Annotated in this window: 21 protein-coding genes and 1 pseudogene; 12 read left to right on the top strand and 10 right to left on the bottom strand. The window is 56.4% G+C overall.

Annotated elements, in window-relative coordinates; all coding sequences use genetic code 11:
* The first annotated feature begins 199 nt into the window (after positions 1-199).
* The gene (gene ppc / locus ATHL_RS15655) at positions 200-2980 is read left to right on the top strand and encodes a phosphoenolpyruvate carboxylase (RefSeq protein ID WP_062195763.1); all 2781 of its coding nucleotides are present in this window, start codon (positions 200-202) and stop codon (positions 2978-2980) included.
* A 21-nt stretch (positions 2981-3001) separates the two neighbouring features.
* Here the strand turns inward: ppc and ATHL_RS19535 are convergent, their stop codons facing one another.
* Positions 3002-4417 (bottom strand): LysM peptidoglycan-binding domain-containing protein, encoded by a 1416-nt coding sequence (locus tag ATHL_RS19535; protein WP_162787762.1) that lies wholly within the window; start codon positions 4415-4417, stop codon positions 3002-3004.
* 169 nt (positions 4418-4586) lie between these two features.
* On the opposite strand from ATHL_RS19535, the gene ATHL_RS15645 reads away from it, so the two are divergent.
* A complete protein-coding gene (locus ATHL_RS15645; RefSeq protein ID WP_062195760.1) occupies positions 4587-4928 on the top strand; it encodes a DUF3795 domain-containing protein in 342 nt (113 codons plus the stop codon).
* A gap of 6 nt (positions 4929-4934) precedes the next feature.
* Positions 4935-5738 carry an Fpg/Nei family DNA glycosylase gene (locus tag ATHL_RS15640; protein WP_062195757.1) on the top strand — a complete coding sequence of 268 codons (804 nt, stop codon included), beginning with the start codon at positions 4935-4937 and terminating at the stop codon, positions 5736-5738.
* Positions 5739-5753: 15 nt separating this feature from the next.
* Here ATHL_RS15640 and ATHL_RS15635 read toward each other — a convergent pair whose 3' ends face one another.
* The 7 genes and pseudogenes from ATHL_RS15635 to ATHL_RS15600 form a co-directional block, all read right to left on the bottom strand.
* A complete protein-coding gene (locus ATHL_RS15635; RefSeq protein WP_062195755.1) occupies positions 5754-7040 on the bottom strand; it encodes an SAM-dependent methyltransferase in 1287 nt (428 codons plus the stop codon).
* A 167-nt stretch (positions 7041-7207) separates the two neighbouring features.
* Positions 7208-7681: a hypothetical protein gene (locus ATHL_RS15630; protein ID WP_201798010.1), complete on the bottom strand. Its 474-nt coding sequence runs from the start codon at positions 7679-7681 to the stop codon at positions 7208-7210.
* Positions 7682-7811: 130 nt separating this feature from the next.
* Positions 7812-8321 (bottom strand): helix-turn-helix domain-containing protein, encoded by a 510-nt coding sequence (locus ATHL_RS15620; protein ID WP_062195754.1) that lies wholly within the window; start codon positions 8319-8321, stop codon positions 7812-7814.
* Positions 8322-9004: 683 nt separating this feature from the next.
* A pseudogene (locus ATHL_RS15615) lies at positions 9005-9286 on the bottom strand (transposase); the annotation flags it as partial.
* 24 nt (positions 9287-9310) lie between these two features.
* Positions 9311-10087 carry a class I SAM-dependent methyltransferase gene (locus ATHL_RS15610; RefSeq protein WP_062195750.1) on the bottom strand — a complete coding sequence of 259 codons (777 nt, stop codon included), beginning with the start codon at positions 10085-10087 and terminating at the stop codon, positions 9311-9313.
* A gap of 493 nt (positions 10088-10580) precedes the next feature.
* On the bottom strand, positions 10581-11816 hold the full coding sequence (locus tag ATHL_RS15605; RefSeq protein WP_062195747.1) for a class I SAM-dependent RNA methyltransferase: 1236 nt from the start codon (positions 11814-11816) through the stop codon (positions 10581-10583).
* Between the two features lie 17 nt (positions 11817-11833).
* A complete protein-coding gene (locus tag ATHL_RS15600; RefSeq protein WP_062195746.1) occupies positions 11834-12703 on the bottom strand; it encodes an SDR family NAD(P)-dependent oxidoreductase in 870 nt (289 codons plus the stop codon).
* Between the two features lie 110 nt (positions 12704-12813).
* Here ATHL_RS15600 and ATHL_RS15595 point away from each other — a divergent pair, with 110 nt between their 5' ends.
* The 9 genes from ATHL_RS15595 (at position 12814) to ATHL_RS15555 (ending at position 20664) form a co-directional block, all read left to right on the top strand.
* The gene (locus ATHL_RS15595) at positions 12814-12993 is read left to right on the top strand and encodes a hypothetical protein (RefSeq protein WP_062195744.1); all 180 of its coding nucleotides are present in this window, start codon (positions 12814-12816) and stop codon (positions 12991-12993) included.
* 87 nt (positions 12994-13080) lie between these two features.
* On the top strand, positions 13081-14070 hold the full coding sequence (locus ATHL_RS15590; protein WP_062195742.1) for a c-type cytochrome: 990 nt from the start codon (positions 13081-13083) through the stop codon (positions 14068-14070).
* 70 nt (positions 14071-14140) lie between these two features.
* Entirely contained in the window at positions 14141-14683 is a 543-nt protein-coding gene (locus ATHL_RS15585; protein WP_062195741.1) for a cytochrome c3 family protein, read from the top strand.
* Between the two features lie 22 nt (positions 14684-14705).
* A complete protein-coding gene (locus tag ATHL_RS15580; protein ID WP_062195739.1) occupies positions 14706-16820 on the top strand; it encodes a molybdopterin dinucleotide binding domain-containing protein in 2115 nt (704 codons plus the stop codon).
* Between the two features lie 30 nt (positions 16821-16850).
* Positions 16851-17576, top strand: a complete 726-nt coding sequence (locus ATHL_RS15575) for a 4Fe-4S dicluster domain-containing protein (RefSeq protein ID WP_062195737.1) — start codon at positions 16851-16853, stop codon at positions 17574-17576.
* A complete protein-coding gene (gene nrfD / locus ATHL_RS15570; protein WP_062195736.1) occupies positions 17566-19011 on the top strand; it encodes an NrfD/PsrC family molybdoenzyme membrane anchor subunit in 1446 nt (481 codons plus the stop codon). The genes ATHL_RS15575 and nrfD overlap by 11 nt, the downstream gene beginning before the upstream one ends.
* A 10-nt stretch (positions 19012-19021) precedes the next feature.
* On the top strand, positions 19022-19561 hold the full coding sequence (locus ATHL_RS15565; RefSeq protein ID WP_062195734.1) for a quinol:electron acceptor oxidoreductase subunit ActD: 540 nt from the start codon (positions 19022-19024) through the stop codon (positions 19559-19561).
* Positions 19549-20061: a c-type cytochrome gene (locus ATHL_RS15560; RefSeq protein ID WP_062195733.1), complete on the top strand. Its 513-nt coding sequence runs from the start codon at positions 19549-19551 to the stop codon at positions 20059-20061. Before ATHL_RS15565 ends, ATHL_RS15560 begins: the two co-directional genes overlap by 13 nt.
* A 162-nt stretch (positions 20062-20223) precedes the next feature.
* Positions 20224-20664: a CBS domain-containing protein gene (locus ATHL_RS15555; RefSeq protein WP_062195731.1), complete on the top strand. Its 441-nt coding sequence runs from the start codon at positions 20224-20226 to the stop codon at positions 20662-20664.
* Positions 20665-20691: 27 nt separating this feature from the next.
* On the opposite strand, the gene ATHL_RS15550 is transcribed toward ATHL_RS15555, so the two are convergent.
* Both ATHL_RS15550 and trmD read right to left on the bottom strand, forming a co-directional pair.
* A complete protein-coding gene (locus tag ATHL_RS15550; protein WP_062195730.1) occupies positions 20692-21939 on the bottom strand; it encodes an SLC45 family MFS transporter in 1248 nt (415 codons plus the stop codon).
* A 63-nt stretch (positions 21940-22002) separates the two neighbouring features.
* Positions 22003-22752, bottom strand: a complete 750-nt coding sequence (trmD, locus tag ATHL_RS15545; RefSeq protein WP_062195729.1) for a tRNA (guanosine(37)-N1)-methyltransferase TrmD — start codon at positions 22750-22752, stop codon at positions 22003-22005.
* Positions 22753-23009 lie beyond the last annotated feature (257 nt).

Here is a 23009-nt window from a genome sequence, read left to right as displayed (position 1 = left end):
TTGCTGAGTGTAGGATACTACAAAGGCAAGGGGTGAGTCAACGGATGCGGCTGGCCGATTGTCATCAAATCGGGGGCATGAATGTCACGATTGACCGGAATGGGTCTCTGGCGATGGGGTAGAAGGCCGAATATGGATTAATTCGGTAAATTGTATAAAATCTCTCCCCATTGAAAGAAAAGAATGCTATATTTAGAGCATGGAACTGGCTGATACCATTCGCCTGCTGGGAAACGTCCTCGGTCGCGTGCTTTTGGAACTGGAGTCGCCGGAGCTTTATGATACCGAGGAGCGCATCCGGGCACTGGCCAAAGCCTGGCGCAGTGAGGCTTCCCCTCAGGCCGGGGGCGCCGGGCGCGAACTGGCCCAGACCATTGCTTCGCTTCCGGTTGACAGAGCGGGTGAGGTAGCCGGTGCCTTTGCTCTCTATTTTGATCTGGTCAATGTGGCTGAAGATAACCAGCGGCTGGAACGCCTGCGTCGAGAAGCCATGGAGAAAGCCCCACTTCCGGTGCATGACTCGATTGAGGAGGCCATTCGGTACCTTAAAGCTCAGGGGGTTTTGCCAGAGCAAATGGCTGAAGTGCTCTCGAAATTGCAGGTAGAACTGGTGCTGACAGCTCATCCCACCGAGGCGCGGCGGCGTACCATCCTTTCGAAAATTCAACGCGTGGCCGCCATCCTCGAAGCTCTGGCCCAAACCCGTCTCCTCCCTGAAGAGCAAGAGAACCTGATGGCGGAGCTTCACTTCGAAATCAGTGCGCTCTGGCTCACCGACCGCGCCCGTACCAGCCAGCCCGCTGTCACCGATGAGGTGCGCACTACACTGTATTTCATCGGCCAGGTTTTCTGGACGGCTCTGCCCCGTATCCATGAAATGCTGCAAAAAGCCCTCGATCGGCACTACCCCGGTCTGAAGCCCCCCGCTCGCTGGTTACGCCTGGCTTCCTGGATCGGGGGTGACCGGGATGGCAACCCTAATGTCACCGCCCGGGTCACCGCTGAAACGCTCCGCTTGCACCGGGGCCTGGCCATTGAAACCCACCGTCAGACCTTTCAGGAACTCTCGCGGCGGTTAAGTGTGAGTGATCGGCATATACCTCTCTCGCCCCTGCTCCGCAGCTGGTTAGAGCGCCGTCAGAACTTTTCTCCACACCTTGCCATGATCCGCCAGCGTTATCCGGCAGAGCCGTATCGCTTGATCCTGGCCACCCTGGCCGCTGACCTGGCCGAGGCCTCGCAGGACGACATGGCCGCACGCTTGCTCTCTCAGGAGCCGCATTCGGCAAAGGTCAACCTTGAAGAACTCCTCGCACCGCTGGAAGCGATGGCGGAGGTTTTTCCCCGGGCCATCGCCGAAGGACCTTTGCTGAGGGCGCGGCGGCAGCTGGAGATGTTCGGCCTGCATGGCGCCCGGCTTGACCTGCGTGAAGACGCCACCCGTTTAAATGCATCACTGGGTGAAGTGCTGCGTGCTCTGGCCATTGAACCCTTCTACGAACAGCTCGATGATCGCTCGCGGCGCGATCTTTTATTGCGCCTCCTCGACCAGCCCGCCCCACCCCTTTCGCTCAATCCCGGTGTCTCACCGGAGGCTGCCGAAACCTGGGCGCTCTTTCGCCTTATCGCCCGCGCACGTTCCATTTATGGCGCAGATCTTTTTGGTCCATTCATCATCTCCATGGCGCAGTGTACCGCCGATGTGCTGGGGGTGTTGCTCATGGCCCGCTGGACGGGTTGTGCGGAGGGATTACAGATCGTGCCTCTCTTTGAGACTATTCGCGCCTTAGAAAATGCCCCCCTGATGATGGAAGAATTGTTCCGCCTGCCGGTTTACCGGGCGCACCTCGCCACCTGCCCCGATGGACAGATGGTCATGGTGGGATATTCCGACAGCAACAAAGATGGGGGATTTTTGATGTCGAACTGGGCCATTTACCGTGCCCAGGAACGCATTGTGCAGGTGTGTCATACGTTTGGTGTGCAACTGACGCTTTTTCACGGGCGCGGGGGGACGGTGGCGCGCGGCGGCGGCCCGACCAACCGCTCCATTCTGGCTCAGCCCGGGGGTTCGGTGGCAGGGCGCTACCGCCTTACTGAGCAGGGTGAAGTGCTTACTTCGCGTTATTCCAGCATTCCGCTGGCACTTCGCAACCTGGAACAGATCGTCGGGGCGGTTCTGGTGGCCTCTGCCGAAATTCCCTGCAAGGGGGAATCGACGCATTCCATCCCGCGCGAGAAGCAGGTCTCACCCCGGACTATTCCGGAAGCCTGGCGGATGGCCATGGAGCAGATGAGTACTGCCTCTCAAGCGGCCTACCGTCGGCTGGTATACGAGACGCCCGGCTTTCTGGAATTCTGGAAGGCCGCCACTCCGCTGGAAGAAATTAAGCTTATGCCCATTGGCTCACGTCCGGCTTCACGTCAGCCGGGGGTGGTGCATGTGAGCCGCATTCGCGCCATTCCCTGGGTGTTTTCCTGGATGCAGAGCCGCTTTAACCTGCCGGGTTGGTACGGGCTGGGGGCAGGCCTGGAGGCGCTTTTGCAGGCTCAGCCGGGGGCGCTCGCCATGCTTCAGGAATGGTATGCCTGCTGGCCGTTTTTCCGAAATTTGCTGGACAATGCCGAGCTATCTCTGACCAAGGCTGATATGCCCATTGCCTCGCTTTATGCTGACCTCGTTCCTGACCGCACCCTGGCGGAACGCATTTTTTCCGATATCCAGGACGAATACCGCCGCGCCTCTCACTGGGTGATGGCCATCAAAGGCGAAAGTGAACTGATGCAGGCCGAGCCGGTATTGCAACGTTCTATTCGCCTGCGCAACCCCTACGTTGACCCGTTGAACTATATTCAGGTTGAAATGCTGCGCCGTTTGCGTGCCCTGCCCGAAGGTGAAAGCGAAGAAGCGCGGGCGTTGCGTGAGGTGATCATGGTGACCATCAACGGTATTGCCGCCGGTTTGCGCAACACCGGTTGATCGTGCCGCCCGGGAGAGGAATCAAGGGTTGGGCGGGATCGTCAGTTCCTGCCCTATTTTTAAGGGGAGGGAAGGATCGAGCCGGTTGGCTGATACGATGGCCTCAGGGGGAGTATGCCAGCGCGCAGCCACGAGGGGAAGTGTGTCTCCGGGCTTGACGCGGTACTGCGCCGCCTGCTGGCGGAGATCTTTCTCTCGCCAGTTCCAGCGGAAGACCTCGAACGCTTTATCGCCGGTGCGCCCGTTGACCAGATCGCGCGCCCAGGCGTTCCGCAGGATGCCCGCAGTGGGGTCCTGATCGTTATAAAGCAACACCCGCTGGATGGTCACCTGCTTCACCGGTTCCACCTGAACCAGGTTGGTGACAGCAAAACGATTACCCCGGGCATCGCGTTCACTGACGATCAGCACATGATCGAACCCGTTACTGCCTGAATAGGTATATAACAGGTCTCCGACTTCCAGGGGAAAGGTATGCAGGTCGAAGGTGCCCAGAGGCTGGTCAAAGTGACGGAGGGTGTACGTATCAGGTGGGAAAAGTGACCAGGGGCGGCCATTTTCGCTGGGTTTGGGCAACCAGAAAGATTTGGGGGTGCCCACCCAGCCCCCGTATCCTGGCGGGAAAGCCCGGGCATCGTTGAGGATGGCCCAGGCCAGCGGGCCGCACATGAGCGCTGGCGACTCGGTGCGCCCATCAAGCCAGCCGATGCGATGCGCTACCGCGTCGGCTTCGGCAGGGGCGGGCGCCAGGTAAGCCAGCGCCGCGGTGGCGAAATCGGGCTGAGACCAGTCGGCCTCTTCCAGCGTTCCGGCAGGCAGGCGGGGTGCCAGCCCGGCCTGCACCATCCATTCACAGGGAGTGAGCCTGAGCGTGCCCATTACCAGAGCATTGTCTTCGGGGAAAGTGTCACTGCTGGCAAAGTAGGCGCGCACATACTCGCTCCAGGGGCTATCCAGAACCCCAGGCCGCAGAGGAACAGCCAGGATGTGCTCGCCGAGTTTCTCATCTTTCCGCAACCAGGCCACGAAACCGGCCACGTGCAGGGCGTTGAGTGCGTCTTGAATCAGGTAGCGGTTTTGAATATCGGCTGTAGACAATGCCAGCACATCCTCTCCGGTGAGGACGTATGCTCCCGTCAGCGCATTTCGGGCACGCGGAAGCAGGCGGCGCGCGAGAGGCTGTTTCCATCCAAGGAGCTGGTCGGCGTAGGCAAGCATCTCCGCTGTTGACCGCCCGGTTTGTTCTGCGGCGGTCAGGCATCCGGCTGGCCCGGCGTACACTGTGGTGGGAATGGGAGTGGGCTGGGGGGTGGGCTGTGGAATGGTGGGTTGCGGGGTAAGGGTTGGAGCAGAAGTGAAGGTTGCCTCAACAGGGGTGGGAAGATCGGCCCGGGCAGGAGGAGCGGGTTGCCCGGGCAGGGGCTGGCAGGAGGTCAAAAGCCAAATCAAGAAGCAAAAGAGAAAAGAGCGCTGCCCACATCTCACCATAACCACGATTATATCAACAGCAGGGAAGAACGCCCCAAAACCACTTGATTATTTTGAACATAAGTTCTATAATTGATGCAATATTTTTCTTTTGTTGTCTGCTTCAGAGGAGGGAGCCATGACCATTTTACGGGCTTACTGTGGGCTCGACTGCGCCACCTGTGAAGCCTACCAGGCAACTCAGGCGGATGACCCGGCCTGGAAGGAGCGCATTGCGGCGCAATGGCGGGTGGAATACAACAACCCGGATTTCAATATCATGACCGTCACCTGTGATGGTTGTACTTCGACCAGCGGGCGGCTTGGGGGGTACTGCCCGGCCTGCCCGGTGCGGGCGTGTGCCATCGAACACGGGGTGGAGCACTGCGCGCAGTGCCCCGATTACGATTGCGAAACCATTCGCGCGTTTTTTCAGATGGCCCCTCAGCTCAAAGATACCCTTGACGCTTTACGAGGTTGATCTGCCATGCCCGAACTACCCGAAATTGCCAACCTCACCCGGCAGATTCATGAGCGCCTGCCCGGAAAGCAGATTGTAGATATCGAAGTAGCGCAACCCAGATGCCTGAATTTACCCGAGGAAGCCTTTAAAGCCGCACTGATCGGGGCGCGGATCGGCCCGGCTCACTACCGTGGCAAATGGATTGTAATCCACACGGATCGCGGCTGGCTGTTGCTTAATTTAGGCATGGGGGGAGAAATTCTGCTCGTCACCCGCGCCAGCCTGCCGGCCAAACGCCGCCTGATTTTTGATTTTTCCGATAACACCTGTCTCTCGGTAAACTTCTGGTGGTTTGGCTACGCTCATTACGCCCCTGAAGATGGGCTGGAACAGCACCCCTTGCTGGGGAAGCTTGGCCCCAACGCACTGGCGTTGAGTGAGGAAGCTTTTATCCAGCGCATGAACGGGGCGCGGGGGAGGGTGAAAGATTTTTTGCTCGACCAGAGTAAAATCGCCGGTATTGGGAATGCCTACATTCATGATATTCTCTGGCTGGCTGGCCTTCACCCTCTGCGGAAGATCGATACCCTTACCCTGCCCGACCTTCAGCGCCTTTATCGCGCCATTCAGGATGGCCTGCGCCCCAGCCTTGAGCTGGGCGGAGCCTTTTATGAAGTGGATCTGGACGGGAAGAAGGGCGGTTTCACCTTTGAGAGGGTCATCGTGGGGTATCGTGAGGGGCAACCCTGCCCCCGCTGTGGTACTTCGATCCAGAAAATAAAAACCGGCAGTACGAGCAGTTTCATCTGCCCGGCCTGCCAGGTGTGAGAGTCATACGTCGATTCAAGCCCGATACCAGGCCTCGCGGGTGAGCGGCAGGCCGCTCGCGCCGTGCTCGTCTGGCTTTACCAGCAGACTCTGATACACATTCAGTCGTCCGCTGGCAAAGCCGTGGGCTGAGCCCGACATAAATACCCGCCAGACGCGGTAGGTGGGTTCATCTACAAACTGGATGGCCCGGTCGTGATGGCTTTCGAGGTTGTGCACCCAGTGGCGCAGGGTCATGGCGTAATGTTCGCGCAGGCTCTCTACGTCACGGACTTCAAAGCCGCTCTCCTCTGCCACACGCAGGGTATGAGAAATGGGCAATAACTCTCCATCCGGGAAAACGTAGGCGTTGCTGAACGACTGTGGGTCCCACCCGCGGGCCACAGCCCGTCGGGCGATGCCATGGTTGAGGAACAACCCGCCCGGCTTAAGCAGTCGCCAGGCGCGTTCAAAGTACACCGGTAACAGTGCCTCACCCACATGTTCGAACATTCCCACGCTCACCAGCCGGTCGTAAGCGCCGAAGTCGTTTACCTCGCGATAATCTTTAAGGAGCACACGGGCACGTCCCTCGAGCCCGGCTTCAGCAATGCGCTGGCTGGCCAGCTCGGCCTGGGGCTGGCTCAGAGTGATGCCCGTGGCATCGACCCCGTAGCGCTCAGCCGCGTAGATCACCAGCCCGCCCCAGCCGCAACCGATATCCAGCAAGCGCTGCCCGGCTTTGAGGCCCAGTTTCCGGCAGATGTGTTCCAATTTTTGCTCCTGCGCGGTATCCAGGTCGTCTTCCGGGGTGCGGAAATACGCGCAGGAATACACCATGCGCTTCCCGAGGAAGAGAGCGTAAAAGTCGTTGGAGACGTTGTAATGGTAGGCAATGGCCTGACGGTCGCGTTCGATGGAATGAGGCTTCCCGCTCAACCTGGCCGGGCCGCGGCGAGAAATACGGGGGTTTTGCTGGTCGGGCAGGCGCAACAGGTCGCGGGCCACGCCGAGTTTCTTCTTCCAGTTATCGGTCTGGGCGGCAAGCTGCTCAGCCGCTCCGTAAACGCTCTCGATCTCACCTTCGAGGTCGATGTCATTGTAAAGGTAGGCTTCAACCAGACCAACTTCGGTACCGGGCAGGAGCATGGCGCGCAGCGCCCCCGGGTGGTTGAGCACCAGTGTTACGCGGTGAGGGGTAGAGTCGGGCCAGAAAGTACCATCCCACAGGCGGACGTTGAGTTCGGGCGCGCCGTTGAAAAGGCGCTGGAGCAATTGGAGGGTCAGTTCCTTCGCTTCGGTTTCAGCTTTCTCGGTAATCATCGCAACCTCCCGGAAGGCACGGTTAAGGGTCGGTTCGAGGGGGCAAAGAAGGCGGCGAAGCGCACGGTTTAAGGTTTATCATAGCGCGCAAAGAGACGCTCGAACCTTAAAAAACTCTGCCTCATGCTTCACAGATGGGGGAGGAAGTCTGATTGAGTTAATATCCATTAATGCGCTGCCTCATGCTTAATAGTTTTATTCAATGCAGCATATTCGCACTTTTTGACTCCAATATTGAAAAGCTTGTTAAGCAAGATCGTTTTTTGCCCCGGCACAGTTTTATTCAAAACAGCTGTTGACAAGACATAAAATTCCCACCGGGACAGATCAAGCGGATTAAGGGTCGCCTGATCTATATGTTTCAGGACGCAAAACACATAGACGTCGGACTGGCGCTTTTGTTCTGCATCATATTCGTTTGTAATGCTATTCCAGCCGTAGGTAGGCTGAATACTAAAGCTAATTTTTGACAAATTCTGTTGGTTCCAGGACTGAAGATATGCAGAAGTCTTGACTTCTATACGAATGCCTTCTTTGGAAAGCAAATCATATTGATCCCATGATGTGCTAATACCCTCTGTAATACCAGGCGCCATGGCTACTATAAATTCGGCCAGTCGGCCTCTTTCGGTATTACTCATAAGATCAGAATATTACCGCTTCGGCTTTCATTTTCAGCCTGAGCCAAGGATTCCGTCGTCGATATCATGAGGTTGCTGTCAACTTCATCGTTATCAAGATTTTGAGCGGTATCCCAAAAGTAGAGCCGTTTTATACTTTCTTCCGTGTCAAAAAAATTCCAACGATTGCCCCAATAAGTATAATCGGTGCTAATCTGACAAACAGCCATTCAAATGCGTGAAAAGCTGCTCCGGCAACGGCAGTTTCAGGGTCACTATAACTCCAGGCTAAGTAAGGACTGTTTAATGCTATTAAGACCGCAGAAATTATTATTATGACCGTGCACAATGAGATAAGTAGCCAATGAAGTATTTTTCTTCGCGTGGTCTTTCTCTGTGCAAGCTGTAAGTTTATAATTTCCAGTTTTTCGGAAATCGCTTTTAAATCATCAACTTTCGACTCCATAACAGTTTCCCCAAGCAAAGTGCTTACGGGTGTTTCAAGCACTTCCGATAAGGAAATTAGCATCTCCGAATCAGGAACTGACAGTCCTTGCTCCCATTTAGAGATTGTTTGTCGCACCACATTCAACTTTATAGCAAGTTCTTCTTGCGAAAGTCCTTTTGATTTTCTGATTGCTTTAATGTTTTCTTTTAACATTGTGGATAACCTCATTTCTTTCAGTCGTTAGCACTATTATTATGAAGAACTGCCCGTTGCCACAAGCAACGCTTATTAACATTCGAATTTTTTAGTCGTGGTATGATGTTTGATATGTTGCCGAGGAAGAACTAAAGTCTTGCAAATTATTCTCGGCATCATCTATTTATCTAATAAAAAGACAAATTCCGATTTATCGCTTTAATCATGAACACAGCATTATACTAATATCCAACCCGACCACACAACCCCTGTCAAATCCGAAAAATATCCAAATCGACCACTCACAAAGACTGACATCTAACCTGTATATTCGCGGGGCACTGACATCTAAACTGACCACTTAACTATCAAAGACTGCCATAATGGACTTATTCCCTCAAAGTGAAAAAATCTCGTTTTCGACTGGTGGTTTTTATTACCATGTGTGGTAAAAGCATTGCCTTAAAAGGCTTTTTTACATCTGCTTTTCCACTCTTGACATCAATACTACCGTCTCGATATGCGTAGGGAAACGGGTGTAAGGGCGGATGGGTAGTATATTTTAACTTCGCCTATCTAATAAATTCAGAAGCATAATTTATAAGGCGTATGCACAATCATCCCATTATGCAATGAAACTAATTATCGATAAATAAATTTCTGTTTTGTTGCCATGCGGCAGTGTAAATGACATTGCGACTCTAAGATGGTGCCTGAAGAGCTTGAGGACTGAGATACGCGCGTGAGGCGGACCAGTCCTCGGCATATTCCATGAGGTATGTCGTCACCAGCCGCAGGTATGAATCCGGATTCGGAAAGATTCCGACAACGCTGGTTCTGCGGCGGATTTCTTTATTCAGCCGTTCCAGCATGTTGGTGGAAGAGATTTTGCGAGCGTCCAGATCCGGAAACGCATAGAAAGCCAGAGAATCCTCCAATCCATTCTCCAGAAGCTCAATTGCCTTGGGAAATCCTGATATAAATAAAAGTCAGGGTATTAAAAATTATTATTGTTTATTTGCTATAATAAAAAACCTGTGACACGTAAAGTCGATATATCCTTCTTTTTGGATTAGATTATTAATTTCTTTAAGTCTTTCAAAATATTTTTCTACTGTAAAATCCGGTACCTGCCACGGTATTGCTTTTAAATAAAATACAATGGCTCCAATATCATAAAATCTCGTTTTAACTATATCTTCCTTTTGCTCAGTTACTTTTAATCCAGCCTCACTTAACTCTCTAACTGCAGTTTCTAAATTCCAGTTATAATACTGACTCTTAGGGGCACCTAAAAGTTCATTGATTTCCTTATCATTTAAGCCGCCAACCTGCTGAGTTATAAAAGTTCCTTGTTTTTTGAGAATCCTTTCTACTTCCCGCGCAAAATAAGATTCATGCCTGTTTATTATTAAATCAAAAGTTTCAGCGCTAAATGGCAAGGATTCATCATCATCAACTTTATATACTTTTACACCCAGAGGTTCTAGTCTTTTCCTTGCAATGACTATATTGGGCTCATATCCCTCCGTGGCACAAGTATATTCAGGTAATGGACTTAATGAAGATAAAAACTCTCCGCCACCTGTTCCCATATCTAATAACGAAGATGTTCCGAACATTCTAGTCTTCACTTTATTTCTATAATTCCAACTCAGTGGGAACTCTTGCATTCTTTTGGTTGATTCCAAATATATAAAATCCCATCCTTCAAACTTTTCGTTTACTTCATTAATCAAGGAATCGTATAATTCTTTATTTGCTAATATTTTCTTCACAGTCATATCCTCCTTTTATTTAAAGTTTTTAAGAATAACTTTATCAGGAGGGGATCTCTCAGGTTGTTACAAACCATATGATATAAAACAAGTATACATGCAAATACCACCTTTTTTAAAAGCATACATTTGTATGAATCACATAATAATTCATGCAATTGTCTAATTCAATTTTAACCTTGTTAAGTCTTGACTATTATAAAATCGACTACTTATGATACGGTTCTTTAATATTCATTTAATCATGCCTTGATAATTCATAAACCTCATATAAATTAAAATAACAGTAGACATGTTCCCGCAAACAATCAACCGCCGTCTTTTTCGTCTACACAACCCCGCCCGCCGAGAGCCGCTCCCAAAGACTGTAGATGTGTTTCCTTGAATAATCAAACACATAAAAATACAGGGCTTCCCGGCATCTCCGTCGCCAAAAAGCAAATTTCCCGCGGGCGGCAAATCACGGGAAAACCCTGAATTGAAGCCGTTTTTCAGGCGCTCACTTGTTTTTTACATTTGTCATCAATACCACACTCTCCACATGGTAAGTTTGTGGAAAGAGATCGAAAGGGGTCACCTGTTGCAGGGCATACCCGCCGGAGAGCAGACGCTTGCAATCGCGGGCCAGGGTGGCCGGGTCACAGGAGACGTAGGCCAGCACGTCGGGTCGCAACCGCAGGAGGGCGTCGAGGGCGGGCCTCTCCAATCCGGCGCGCGGCGGGTCGACGATGGCGATCTGGGGTTGTACCTCCAGAGAGGGCAACACCACCCCGGCTTCTCCCTGGTAGAGCTCTACATGATCGAATTCATCCAGGTTGAAGATGAAGTCTTCGCAGGCAGAGGGGGCCGACTCCACGGCGATCAGCCGCCCTGCGCGCGGAGCGAGAAACGCACTGAACAGGCCCACCCCGCAGTAGAGATCGAGGATGGTCTGCCCGTCTTTCAGGGGCAACGTTTCGAGCAGATGGGTCACCATCGCCCCGGCCATGGCGGTATTGACCTGGAAGAAAGACCCGGCTGAGACGCGGAAGGGACGCCTGAGCACCTCCAGCACGGCGAAGGCCTCGCCGGCCAGTACAGTGGGGCCTTCGGGGCTGAGGAAGACCACCGAAACCGGCAGTTCTTCCACGCTCAGGGCAGGAGCTTCGGGGGTCGTGCTTTCCAGCGTCACCAGTACTTCGCCACGCGCATCCAGCCGCAGGGCAATGCGTTCCAGGCCAGGGAGCGGCTCGAAATCGAGCTGTGGCCAGAGCTCATTGAGGGGTTCCTCAGGGAGGTGGCATTCCCTGATCGCCACAACCGTCTTTCCATCCACGGCCTGAAACCCCAGTTTCCCCTGCGGGTCGAGGTGAAACTGAACGGTGTTTCGATAGTACCAGGGGCTGGCTGAAGGCACAATGGGCCGCATGGGCGGGTTGGTTATCCCCGCAATGCGTTCCAGCTGGTCTTTCAGGATGCTGGTTTTGGCCTCCAGCTGATCGGCATAAGAGAGGTGCTGGTAATGGCATCCGCCGCAGGCAGTAAAGTGGGCACAACGCGGGGCAATGCGCCCGGGAGCCGGACGGAGCACCTCAACCAGCCTGCCGCGCGCGTAACCGCGTTTATCTTCCACCAGTTCCACCCGAACACGTTCTCCCGGCAGGGCAAAAGGTACAAACACGGCACGCCCGTCGGGCAATCGTCCCAGGGCTTCGCCGCCGTAGGTCAGCGTGGTGAGTTCAATCTCATAGATCATAAAGGTATGATAACCGATTAATGGGGTTGTTTCCCGTTGAATTCAGGAACGGTGGTGATGTGAATATCAACCCCGGGTTGAGGGCGTCTGAACAACCGCCGCAGGCCCTCGCGGAACAGGCCGCTGAGGATCACCCCCGGGGTGAGCACGTTGATGTATTGCCCGGTGCGGCCATCGGTGGCGGCAGAGGCCAGCCAGAGTGCCTTTTCTGCCGCCAGCTCAGGTGGGCGCCCCCACATACGGAGCACCGTCTCGAAAGGCCTGAGTTTGTCCTCAAAACCCTCAACCGCCTGCACCTCACCGACCAGATCGGTGAACATCAGCCCGGGGTTAAGGAGATGAACCTCAACTCCGCGGTTGCGGGTTTCTTCCACCAGGGCGCGGGTGAACCACACCACCCAGATTTTGCTCGAGGCGTAGGCATTTTGGAAAGGAGCCGGGCGATCGGCGCCCCGCCCCACGAGGTTGATCAGTTTACCTGAACCCTGCGCGGTGAAGCGGCGCAGGGCCGTCATAGAACCGTAGTAAGTGCCGAGAATATTGGTGCGGGTCACCCGCTCAAACTCACGGGGGTCAATGGCCAGGGTAGGCCCGTACGCACAGGAAAGAGCGGCGTTGTTGACCCAGATATCCAGCCTGCCGAAGGTTCGCACGGCGAAATCGGCCAGGGCTTCTACCTGTTGAGGGTCAGCCACATCACAGGCGCAGGCGGCCGCGGCATATCCCTGGCGGGAGAGGTCTTCGGCGGCTTGCTGGCAGGCCTGTTGTCCGCGAGAAGAGATGACCACCGCAGCGCCTTCGCGCGCAAAACGTTGAGCCATGCTCAGGCCCAGTCCGCGGCTTGAGCCGGTGATGACGGCAACTTTACCGGATAATAATGCACTCATCGAAGGGATTCCTCATGCATGAAAAGATGGATTATGAAAGCGGCGAATAACTTGAATGGCTCTGTAATTATAGAAGGGTGCAACCCCTTTGATCAAGGAGAAACCAGGCCATGTCGAACCTGATCAACCCCATCGCGCACCGGGTGGGGAGGGTGCTCACCTGCTTGCAACGGATGGGATGGCCTTTTCTATATTTGGGCGCGGCCCTGCGGGGAAGAGTCGCCCCTTTTGGTGTCTGGTGGATCATCCGGGGTAATCACCCGAAGATCACCCCTGAACTGGATGTTTAGAAAAGGTTAATGTTGGATATAATTTACAAAAGATGGGGTAATTTTTTCCCAAACGCAAGGCTTGAGCCTGGAGAGAGGAGACTGCCCATGAAACACAGGAGTCTGATCATCTGGGGCCTGTCGGCGGGTTTGGCAGTGCTGGTGGTGCTGGCCGGGTTCATCAGGCCGGTGCTGGCAGGGCGCTTGGCCCAGGAACAGGGAAGCATCACCCGTGGGGCCAAACTCTACGACAACTGGTACGCAACCCTGGGCGTTACCCCCCCTTCGGGAAACATGCCCATCTGGGGGCGGCAAACCACCAACACACGCAGTGGAGAAGAGACCTGGCGGTGTGTTTCCTGCCATGGGTGGGATTACCAGGGAAAAGACGGGGCCTACCGGCAGGGAAGCGGGCGATACACGGGCTTTCCGGGAGTGTATGCCGCGGCCCAGAGCAAGAGCGCCGAAGAACTGGTGGCTATCCTTAAAGGGAGCGCTGACCCCGAGCATAATTTCTCCGCCTATCTCGATGATGCCAGCCTGAATGACCTGGCGGTTTTTCTCAAGAGCGCGCTCATCGATGACACTCAGTACATTGATCTGCAAACCCTGCGGGTGAAGGGTGGAAATGCCGGGCATGGGAGCCAGCTTTACAATGACCAGTGTGCTCGTTGTCATGGCGCGGATGGAGCGAAAATTGCCTTTCGTTTCGAGGGGCGCGATGCCACCCTTGGAACGCTGGCGGTGGTGGACCCGTGGCGTTTTCTGCACAAGACGCGCTTTGGCACCCCCGGAACCGACATGGTGGTGGGTTTTGACCTCGGCTGGACGCCGCAGGACGGGCGGGATGTGCTTCTCTATGCTCAGAGCCTGCCCAGTGGCCTGGTCACTGAACAGCAGGGTGGGGCGCTGGGTGAGCTCCCGGCCGAAACCCAGGCGCGGCCCGGCGGCCCGGCAACCAGCTTCCTGACGGGCATCCTCACTGCGCTCGGAGCGGTGGCCACCGGGTTGGGTTTTGCTGTGGTGCTGGGGGTCTTCCTGGTGGGTGTGCTCTTCGTCATTGTTTGGCTTGTGCGCGGAAGTGGCAAAAAAGGATGAGTAGCTCCGCGCCTTGGTGGATTTTCAGACGCAACGCATCGCGACTTTGACCAAAGAAAGGAACCCGTCCATGAAAAAAACATTGCCATGGTGGCTGCGTCCCTGGGTGCGGGTGACTGCCGGACTGATCGTTTTGATCCTGCTGGGGGGCGCTGTGGGAGGTATTTACCTGACCCAGACCGTCCCTCAACAGCCCATTCAGTTCCCGCACAACTTTCATGTGGGGGCGGGCATCCCATGCCTGTACTGTCATCCAGGGGCCCAGTGGGGGCCGGTGGCTGGCCTGCCTTCCACGCAAAAGTGCTGGGGGTGTCATCAACAGGTGGCCAAAACCAAAACATCTCCAGAGCTTCAAAAACTGGTGGCCTACGTGGAAAAGGGCGAGGGCATTCCCTGGGTGCCGGTTTTCATTCAACCGGAGTTCGTTCACTTCAACCATCGCCCGCACGTGGCCGCCGGGGTAGCCTGTGAAACCTGCCACGGCGATATGAAGAAGGTCACGGTGGCGCAGCCGATTCCGCGCCAGAACATGGGCTGGTGCCTCTCCTGCCACGCAAAGCAGGCTCCGGAGAAGTGGACGCGCCTCTCGGATTGTTCCCTCTGCCATTATTGATCCGCTAGACAAGGACGTTTGCATGAGCGATACGATTTCTCGGCGAAACTTTCTCAAATTGAGCGGACTGAGCGCCGCTGCTGCCGTGCTGACGGGTTGTGGCCCGGCAGCGCGCTATGTGACGCGCCGCCCCTACTATGAAATGCCCGAATATGCCGTTTTAGGTGAAAGCACCTATTTTGCCACCACCTGCATCGAGTGCCCGGCTGGCTGCGGCCTGATCATGCGCACCTTTGAGGGGCGGGCGATCAAAGCCGAAGGCAACCCTGCCCATCCGGTCAACCACGGGAAACTCTGCTCACGCGGTTTAACCGGTGTGCAGGGCCTGTATAACCCCGACCGCATCCAGCGCCCGGGTAAACGTGCCCGCCGCGGCAACCCGACTCTGGAGCCGCTGGACTGGGACACGGCGCTGGGTGTGGTCCGCGAGGCGCTGAACGGTGCGGGGGCGGGGGTGGCTTTTTATCTGGGGCTGGCGCCTGATCATCTCTATGACCTGGTGCTTGAGCTCACTCAGGCCATTGGCGCTCCCCCGCCGGTGCGTTTTGGTGCCCTGGGAATGTTCGAAGCGCGCGCTACCCTGGTGGAAGCCGTACGACAGGTGTTCGGCGAGGCGCGCTTCCCCTACTTCGACCTGGCCGGTGCCGATGTGGTGGTCTCATTTGGAGCCAACTTCCTGGAGACCTGGCTTTCTCCGGTGGCGTATACCCGCGGCTTCAGCCAGTTCCGCCGCACGGATGGAAAGAAACGCGGGTATCTCATCTCTTTTGAAGCGCGCCGCTCGCTCACTTCAGGTGTGGCGGATGAATGGCTGCCGGTGCCGCCGGGCACCGAAGGTCAGGTGGCGCTGGCGCTGGGAAGCCTGCTTCAGAGCAGGGGGTGGAAGGTGCCCCTGGGCGCAGGTCAGGTGGATGTGGAGGCCAGCGCTGCCGCGGCAGGAATTTCTATGGAAAGGCTGGAACAGCTTGCCGACCGCATCGCCCGTGCGGAGCACCCTCTGTTTCTCCCCGGCGGGCAGGCTCTGGCTCACGCCGGTGGGCTGGTGGCGGCGCGGAACATCCTCCTGCTCAACCTGGCCGCAGGAAACATGGGGCGCCCCGGCGGTATCTTCCTCAGTCCTTCCCGCCCGGATTCTGGCTCGTTGAGAGATGTGCAGGCGCTCATCGAACAGATGCGCGCTGGAAAGGTGGAGACTCTCTTCATCCACGGCGCCAACCCCGTTTTTGAATTGCCCCCTGCGCTGGGCTTTACGGAGGCGCTGGCCAACGTTCCGCGCGTCATCTCTTTTGCTTCCTTCCCTGATGAAACCGCCCTTCAGAGCGATTACGTACTCCCCGATCATACCCCGCTTGAATCGTGGGGGTATCAGCGCACCCTGGCCGGGTCAGATCGGATGATTTTTTCCAGCCTCCAGCCGGTGGTTGTTCCTCTCTACGATACTCGGGCCACGGCTGATGTGCTTCTTTCAGCCGGTAAGCTCCCGTACAATGACGAGGTAACCTTCCTGCAGAGCAAGCTGGCCACCCTGCTCAATGAACCGGGGGTGACGGTAGAAGCTACCGAAATTGCCACCTTCTGGGCGCGTTACCTGCAGGCTGGCGGCTGGTGGACCCAGCAGGCCGGTCTGACGACTCCCACCAACCAGCCTGACCTGCAGGTGGAGATGGCTCAGGGGGCGGCGGCTCCTGAAGGGCAATTCCGTTTGATCACTTATCCCACCCACCTGGGAGACGGCAGCGGGGCTAACCGCCCGTGGTTGCAAGAAACACCCTCGCCCTCAACCACGGTGATGTGGAACACCTGGGTTGAAGTGCACCCTCAGCTGGCCGAGAAGCTGGGCCTCAAGGATGATGATGTGGTTCGGGTTACTTCGCCATCGGGCTCCATCGAAGCCGTGGTGTATCTCTTCCCGGCGATCCGGCCCGATACCGTGGCCATTCCCTTCGGTCAGGGGCACACGGCCCTGGGGCGCTGGGCAGAAGGGCGGGGTGCCAACCCGGCAGTTTTGCTGGGGGCACAGCTCAACGAGGCGGGCGATCTGGCTTACGGAGATGTGCTTGTGACTCTGTCGCCCACCGGGCGGCGGCGCCCCCTTTCGCGCCTGGAGAGCCGGGCGGGCGTGTACGGTGAACATTAACGGTACTTGGAAACCAAAGGAGTTGAAACCATGGCTGAACAACAGGAAACCAGAGAACGCTGGGGAATGGTGGTAGATTTAGACCTGTGCACCGGCTGCAATGCCTGTGTCACCGCCTGTGCGATGGAAAATAACATTCCCTGGGTAGGAGAGGAAGAAGCCGGTTACGGGCGCAACATGTTCTGGATTCGTGTCCAGCGTACCTGGGAGGGGGAGTACCCGGAGGTGTCGCCTGCTTACCAGCCGGTGATGTGCCAGCAGTGCGGGCGCGCGCCCTGCGAGCCGGTTTGCCCCGTCTTTGCAACCGTTCACAGTGAAGAGGAGCAGATCAATCTTCAGGTGTACAACCGCTGTATTGGAACGCGCTACTGTGCCAACAACTGCCCCTACACCGCGCGCAGTTTCAACTGGTACGACTATACCTATCAGATTCCCGCGCCCATGAATTATTACCTTAACCCTAACGTCACCGTGCGGCGGCGCGGGGTGATGGAAAAATGTACCTTCTGCGTTCAGCGCATCCGTGCCGGCCAGGAACAGGCCAAAGCCGCGGGGCGCACCCTGCAGGATGGTGAGGTCATCCCCGCCTGTGCACAGGCCTGCCCGGCAGATGCCATTATCTTCGGAGATCTGAGTGACCCCGAAAGCCGGGTGAGCAAAGCGGCCCGCAGTCAGCGCGGAACCACCCTGCTTGAAGAGCTGGGTACCCAGCCCAAAGTGACTTATCTGAAGGGAGGCGGTTATTATGGCGGTTGAAACGCAACCTGTCTCACCGGCTCTGAACCAGCCCGCACGGGAAGAAGAGGAAGCCCTGCGTGAACAATTGATGTTCGACCCGCGCCCGCGTGAGGAACTGAATCGCATGGTGATGGAATCCATGTACAGTACCTCGCCGCGCTACTGGGTGGCCGTGGGCGTGCTTACCGCCCTCGTACTGGTTTGCCTGGTAGGTATGTGGGGATATATGATTTTCACCGGCATCGGCATCGCAGGCATTCGCAAACCGATTTACTGGGGGGTGTTCATCGTCACCTTCGTGTTCTGGATCGGCATCAGCCACGCGGGTACCTTCGTCTCGGCCATTTTGCGCGTCTTTAAGGCAGAATTTCGCCGCCCGTTCACCCGCGCCGCCGAATTGATGACCACCTTTGGCCTGGCCGCTGGTGCGCTTTACCCGCTCATTCACCTCGGCCGGGTGTGGGTCTTCTACTGGATGATCCCTTATCCCAATGCGCGCTGGTTGTGGCCGAACTTCCGCTCTCCGCTGGTATGGGATTTTCTGGCCATCACCACCTACCTTCTTTCCAGCACCATTTACCTCTATTTGCCCCTTCTGCCAGACCTGGCCATGGCGCGCGACCGAACGCAGGGCTGGCGCCACGCCGTTTATAAAGCCCTGGCGCTGGGATGGCGCGGCACCGAGGCGGAGTGGTTCCGTTTGCGTAAGGCGATTAACATCTTCGCCTTTGCCATCATCCCGGTGATGTTCTCGGTGCATACCATCGTCTCCTGGGACTTCGCTGTGGGGCAGGTTGGCGGGTGGAATTCCACGATTTTCGGCCCCTACTTCATCATCGGCGCCATCCTCTCCGGTGTGTCGGCGGTGATTACCATCCTCGTGATATTGCGCGCCACCCTCAAACACATGGATTACTTCATCCGTCCCGAGCACCTCGATGCCCTGGGAAAACTGGTGCTGGTGTTCTCCATGGCCTGGGCTTACTTCTTCTTCAACGACTACCTGGTGAGCTGGTACGGGGGGTATGAGGTCACGCGCCGCATCCTTACGCTCCATGCCACCGGGCCGACGGCGTGGGTGTGGTATTGTATGTTGTTTTTCAATGTGGTGATTCCGTGGCTCACGCTGTGGAGTCGCAAAATCCGCCGCACCCCGTGGGCCATGTTTATCATCACCGTGCTCATCAATGTGGGCATGTATTTCGAACGGTACACCATCATTCCGATGACTCTGGGCCATCAGCGTTTCCCCTTCGACTGGGGAGAATATTCCCCCCGCCTGCCGGAGATCAGCATTGCCTTTGGGACGCTCTGCCTCTTTATTTTGCTCTATCTGCTGGCCTCGCGGTTGATCCCGCTGGTGCCGGTGTGGGAGGTGCGTGAGGGGCAGGAAGCGCACAAGGTGGTCAAAGTGGGAAAGACGGTGGTGCCTTCGGTATCGGAGCTGGAGTGAGGAGGGCGATATGTCCAGACGGATCATACACCTGGCATTGTTCCCCGAAGACGCGCTTGACCAGGCCGCAGAGGCTCTGGAAACCCTGCGCGGGATGGGGATTACCGACCGCGATATGACGGTCATTTCGGGCACGCCCTTTTCCGAAAAGATGCTCGGGCGCCCCATGGCCTGGACGCGGATTTCCATCATCGGCATCGCCGGAGCTCTGATGGGGTTTCTCACCGCATTGTTTTTCAATTTCGGAACCCCGCTGCTCTACCCCATCCGCGTGGGGGGTATGGCGTATCAGACCCTGCCGACCTCGTTTGTGGTCTTTTTTGAGCTCACCATGCTGGGGTTGCTCATCAGTACGTTTCTGGGGGTGTTTGTGGAGATGATCTCCCCTTCCTTTGGCCCACAGGGGTACGACCCACGCATTACCGATGGACATATCGGTGTGCTCTTCTGGGCCCCGCCGGAACTCGACCCTCGCCTGCATGAGGCTCTGACTGGCCTGGGTGCGGAGATCATTCATGGTGCGGAGGCAAAAAAGTTATGGCTGTTCTGAAACGTCTGCTCATCGTGCTGGGGCTGGCAGTGACCCCCCTGCTGATCGGCCTGCTGTTTACGTACGATATTATCAAGATCGAGTGGATCAGCTTCATGGAGATCCAGCCGTCCTTCATCGCTCAGGAAGCCCCTCTGCCGCTTCCAGCCCGATCGGTGCCCATCCAGGGGGCGGCGTATATCCCTGAACTGGGCGCACCCCCCAACCCGGTGCCCGCCGATGCCGCCTCTCTGGAGCGCGGAAAGACCCAGTTTGAGATCAACTGCGTTATTTGCCACGGGGCAACTGGCAAGGGCAACGGGCCGTTTGCGGCTTTCCTGGTGGAGAAGAAACCCCCCAGCCTGCTGGAAGGACGTCCGCTCACCCTTTCGGATGGTGAAATTTTTATGACCATTACGAACGGGGTGGGGAAAATGCCCTCTTTGAAAGAAAACCTGCCCACGCCAGAAATGCGCTGGGATGTAGTAAACTACGTCCGTTCACTGCAAAAAGGCCCGTGAGGTCCTTCAGGGAATGTTTAGCCCCCGCAGACAACCGGGGGCTTTTTGTTTTCTGGTGATTTTGTGATAATTTTCACAATATGACAAAAGTTATGATATTAATCTTTATTTTGCTATAATGAAATCAGCGTTCCTGTTCAGGTGAGGGTTCAGGAGGTAAGTATGTATCTGGTCAGCGATATTTTGAAGGAAAAAGGGCACAACGTGTGGACGGTGAGCCCCGACACCCCCCTGCTCGAAGCCCTGCAACGGCTGGCGGAAAAGAACGTGGGGGCATTGCTGGTGACCGATGGGGAGAAAATCGCAGGCATCCTCTCCGAGCGCGATGTAGTGCGCATGATTGCACGCAAAGGGGTCTGCCCGCTCGATCTGCCTGTGCATGAGCTGATGGTGCGAGAGGTAATCACAGTGACCCCACGCCAGTCTCTGGATGACTGCATGAAGCTTATGACCGAGAAACGCATCCGCCACCTGCCGGTGCTGGAAGAGGGGCGCCTGGTGGGGCTGGTTTCTATCGGTGATGTGGTGCGCTGGGTCATCGATGACCAGCTGCACAAGATTCACGATCTGGAGGGCTACATTACCGGTTCGTACGGGCGGTGAAAGCCCTCTCTGCCCGGGGCGGGTGCGTCAGTCTCCCTGAACCTCGCCCCGGCGAACACCGATCATCATCAGCAGGGCGATGAACATGAAGATGGGTCCAACCAGCATCACCCGGTTGTAATCCTTGCCGGTGAGCTGGATGATCCATCCATTGATATTGGGTCCGACAATGGCCGCCAGCGTGGAAAAGAGGTAATACAGGCCGGTGTAGGTGCCCACGCGCAGGTTGTCGGTCATGTCGACGACCATGGGGAGGGAGTTGACGTTGATCAGTGCCCAGCTTGCCCCCGCAATCATGAGAATCACGCCGATGATCGGCACCACCCCCAGCACGGGCAGCCGGGTCACCTGGATGAGGAGGGTTGGCGCAGGCAGCAGGAACATGAGTAACATGCAGGCCGAGAGGAGAAGGATGCCGGTGATGATCGTGCGCCGCCGCCCCCAGCTGCCCCCGATGTATCCCGCTGGAAGCGCAAAGAGCACAAAAATCAGCGAAAGCTGCCCCAGCAGACGGGCACCGTCACCACCGGGCAGGCCGAGATGATTCTGTGCGTAGAGGGTGAAGAAGGCCTCGATGGCATTGTAGGCGACGAACCAGAAGAAGATCGCCAGGAGAATGCGGAAGGCGCTCTTATCCGGGTCTTTGACCACTTCTTTGAGGCTGCGGAATAAAGCCGGGCGCTCGCTGGAGGTAATTTCGTATTCCCGGGGTTCCCGGATGAAGAGGAATAGAAGCAGGGTGGCCACGATCACCAGAATGGAACCCATCCAGAAGGGATAAGCCGGGTTGAGCTTGTAGAGTGCCCCGCCGCCCAGGGTGGCGATGATGGCTCCCACACCGCCCATAAAGTTAATAATGCCGTTCGCCTGCGAACGATAGGCTGAGGGAGTAATATCGGGCATCAGGGCCACTACCGGGGTGCGCCAGAAAGCCATGCTGAGGAGCAGGGTGCTGGTGCAGGCCACAAAGAGCGGCAGAACGGCGGCCAGCGGAATGAAGCCGAAGGCGATCGCTCCGATGGGTGCCCCGATGAGAATGAACGGCATGCGCCGCCCGATTGGAGTGCGCAGACGGTCGGACCATGCCCCCACGGGTGGCTGGATGAACAGGGCGGCGATGTTGTCAAAGGTCATGAACAGGCCGATCAGCCAGGGTTCAATGTGGAAGCGGTTGGCAAGGAAAAGTGGGACGAAGGCGTTGTAGACCATCCAGATCACGCTCACACCAAAAAAACCGAAGCCAAGGAGGAAAGTTTTGGAAAAGCTGAATTTCATGGGGGCCTCGCAGAGAAGATGGGTCTCGAAGATCAAAAGCACTCTGGAAGAAGGGGGTGAAGATCAGGAGGGGAAGTTTTCTTCGGGGTTTTCCGAAAGCTTCTTGAGGATTTTTTTATCCTGCTCGCTCAGGTCGGCGCGCTGGAGCAGATCGGGGCGTTTGAGCAGGGTGCGCAGAAGGGCCTGTTCGCGCCGCCAGCGGGCGATCTGCGCATGGTTGCCCGAAAGGAGCACTTCGGGCACCTTCCAGCCTCTGAATTCTGCCGGGCGGGTGTAGTGAGGGTATTCAAGCAGGCCAGAAGCGTAGGAGTCGTCTGTGGCGCCGTCCGGGTCGCCCAGGGCGCCGGGGAGCAGGCGGGTGATCGCATCGATAAGGATGAGGGCGGGGAGTTCACCGCCGGTGAGGACGTAATCGCCCACCGAGATCTGATCACTCACCAGGTGTTCGCGCACGCGCTCATCCACCCCTTCGTAACGCCCGCAGAGCAGAGCCAGGTGCGGTTCACGGGCCAGTTCCTGGGCCACCTGCTGGGTGAAGGTGCGTCCCTGCGGGGTGAGCAGGATGACCGGGCAGGATGGCGGTGCACCGAGCACACTTTCGATGGCGTTGAAAATGGGCTCACATTTCATCACCATCCCACCGCCTCCGCCATAAGGAGGTTCATCGGTGATGTGGTGTTTATCGGTGGTATAGGCACGGATATCGTGAACAAATACCTCCAGCAGGCCGCGTTCGCGGGCGCGCTGAAGGATGCTTTCGGAAAGGTAAGGATGGATCAGATTGGGAAAGAGGGTAAAAACATCGAAGCGCATGGTTTGATTGTACAATGGAATGGAATTAAGCGGGGATGAGAAAGCCGTCAGCCGGGGTGAGCTTCTCTTGACGCTGCCGGGGTTCTCCGTTAAGATGAAAATATGTATTTAAGTGGAAGTAAATGGAGCATGAACCGCCGCCGCCGGCGCGCCAACCCTTTCCGCCTGGTGGTGCTGGTGTTGCTGGTGGGTGCGGCGCTTTACGTCAACCAGGTGGTGGTGCCGGCCACCCCGCCGCTTTTTATCCCTACCCCCAC

The sequence above is a fragment of the Anaerolinea thermolimosa genome, from assembly GCF_001050195.2.
GTDB lineage: Bacteria > Chloroflexota > Anaerolineae > Anaerolineales > Anaerolineaceae > Anaerolinea > Anaerolinea thermolimosa.
Note: the sequence above shows the minus strand (reverse complement) of the source record. Positions and strands in the feature narration are given on the sequence as shown.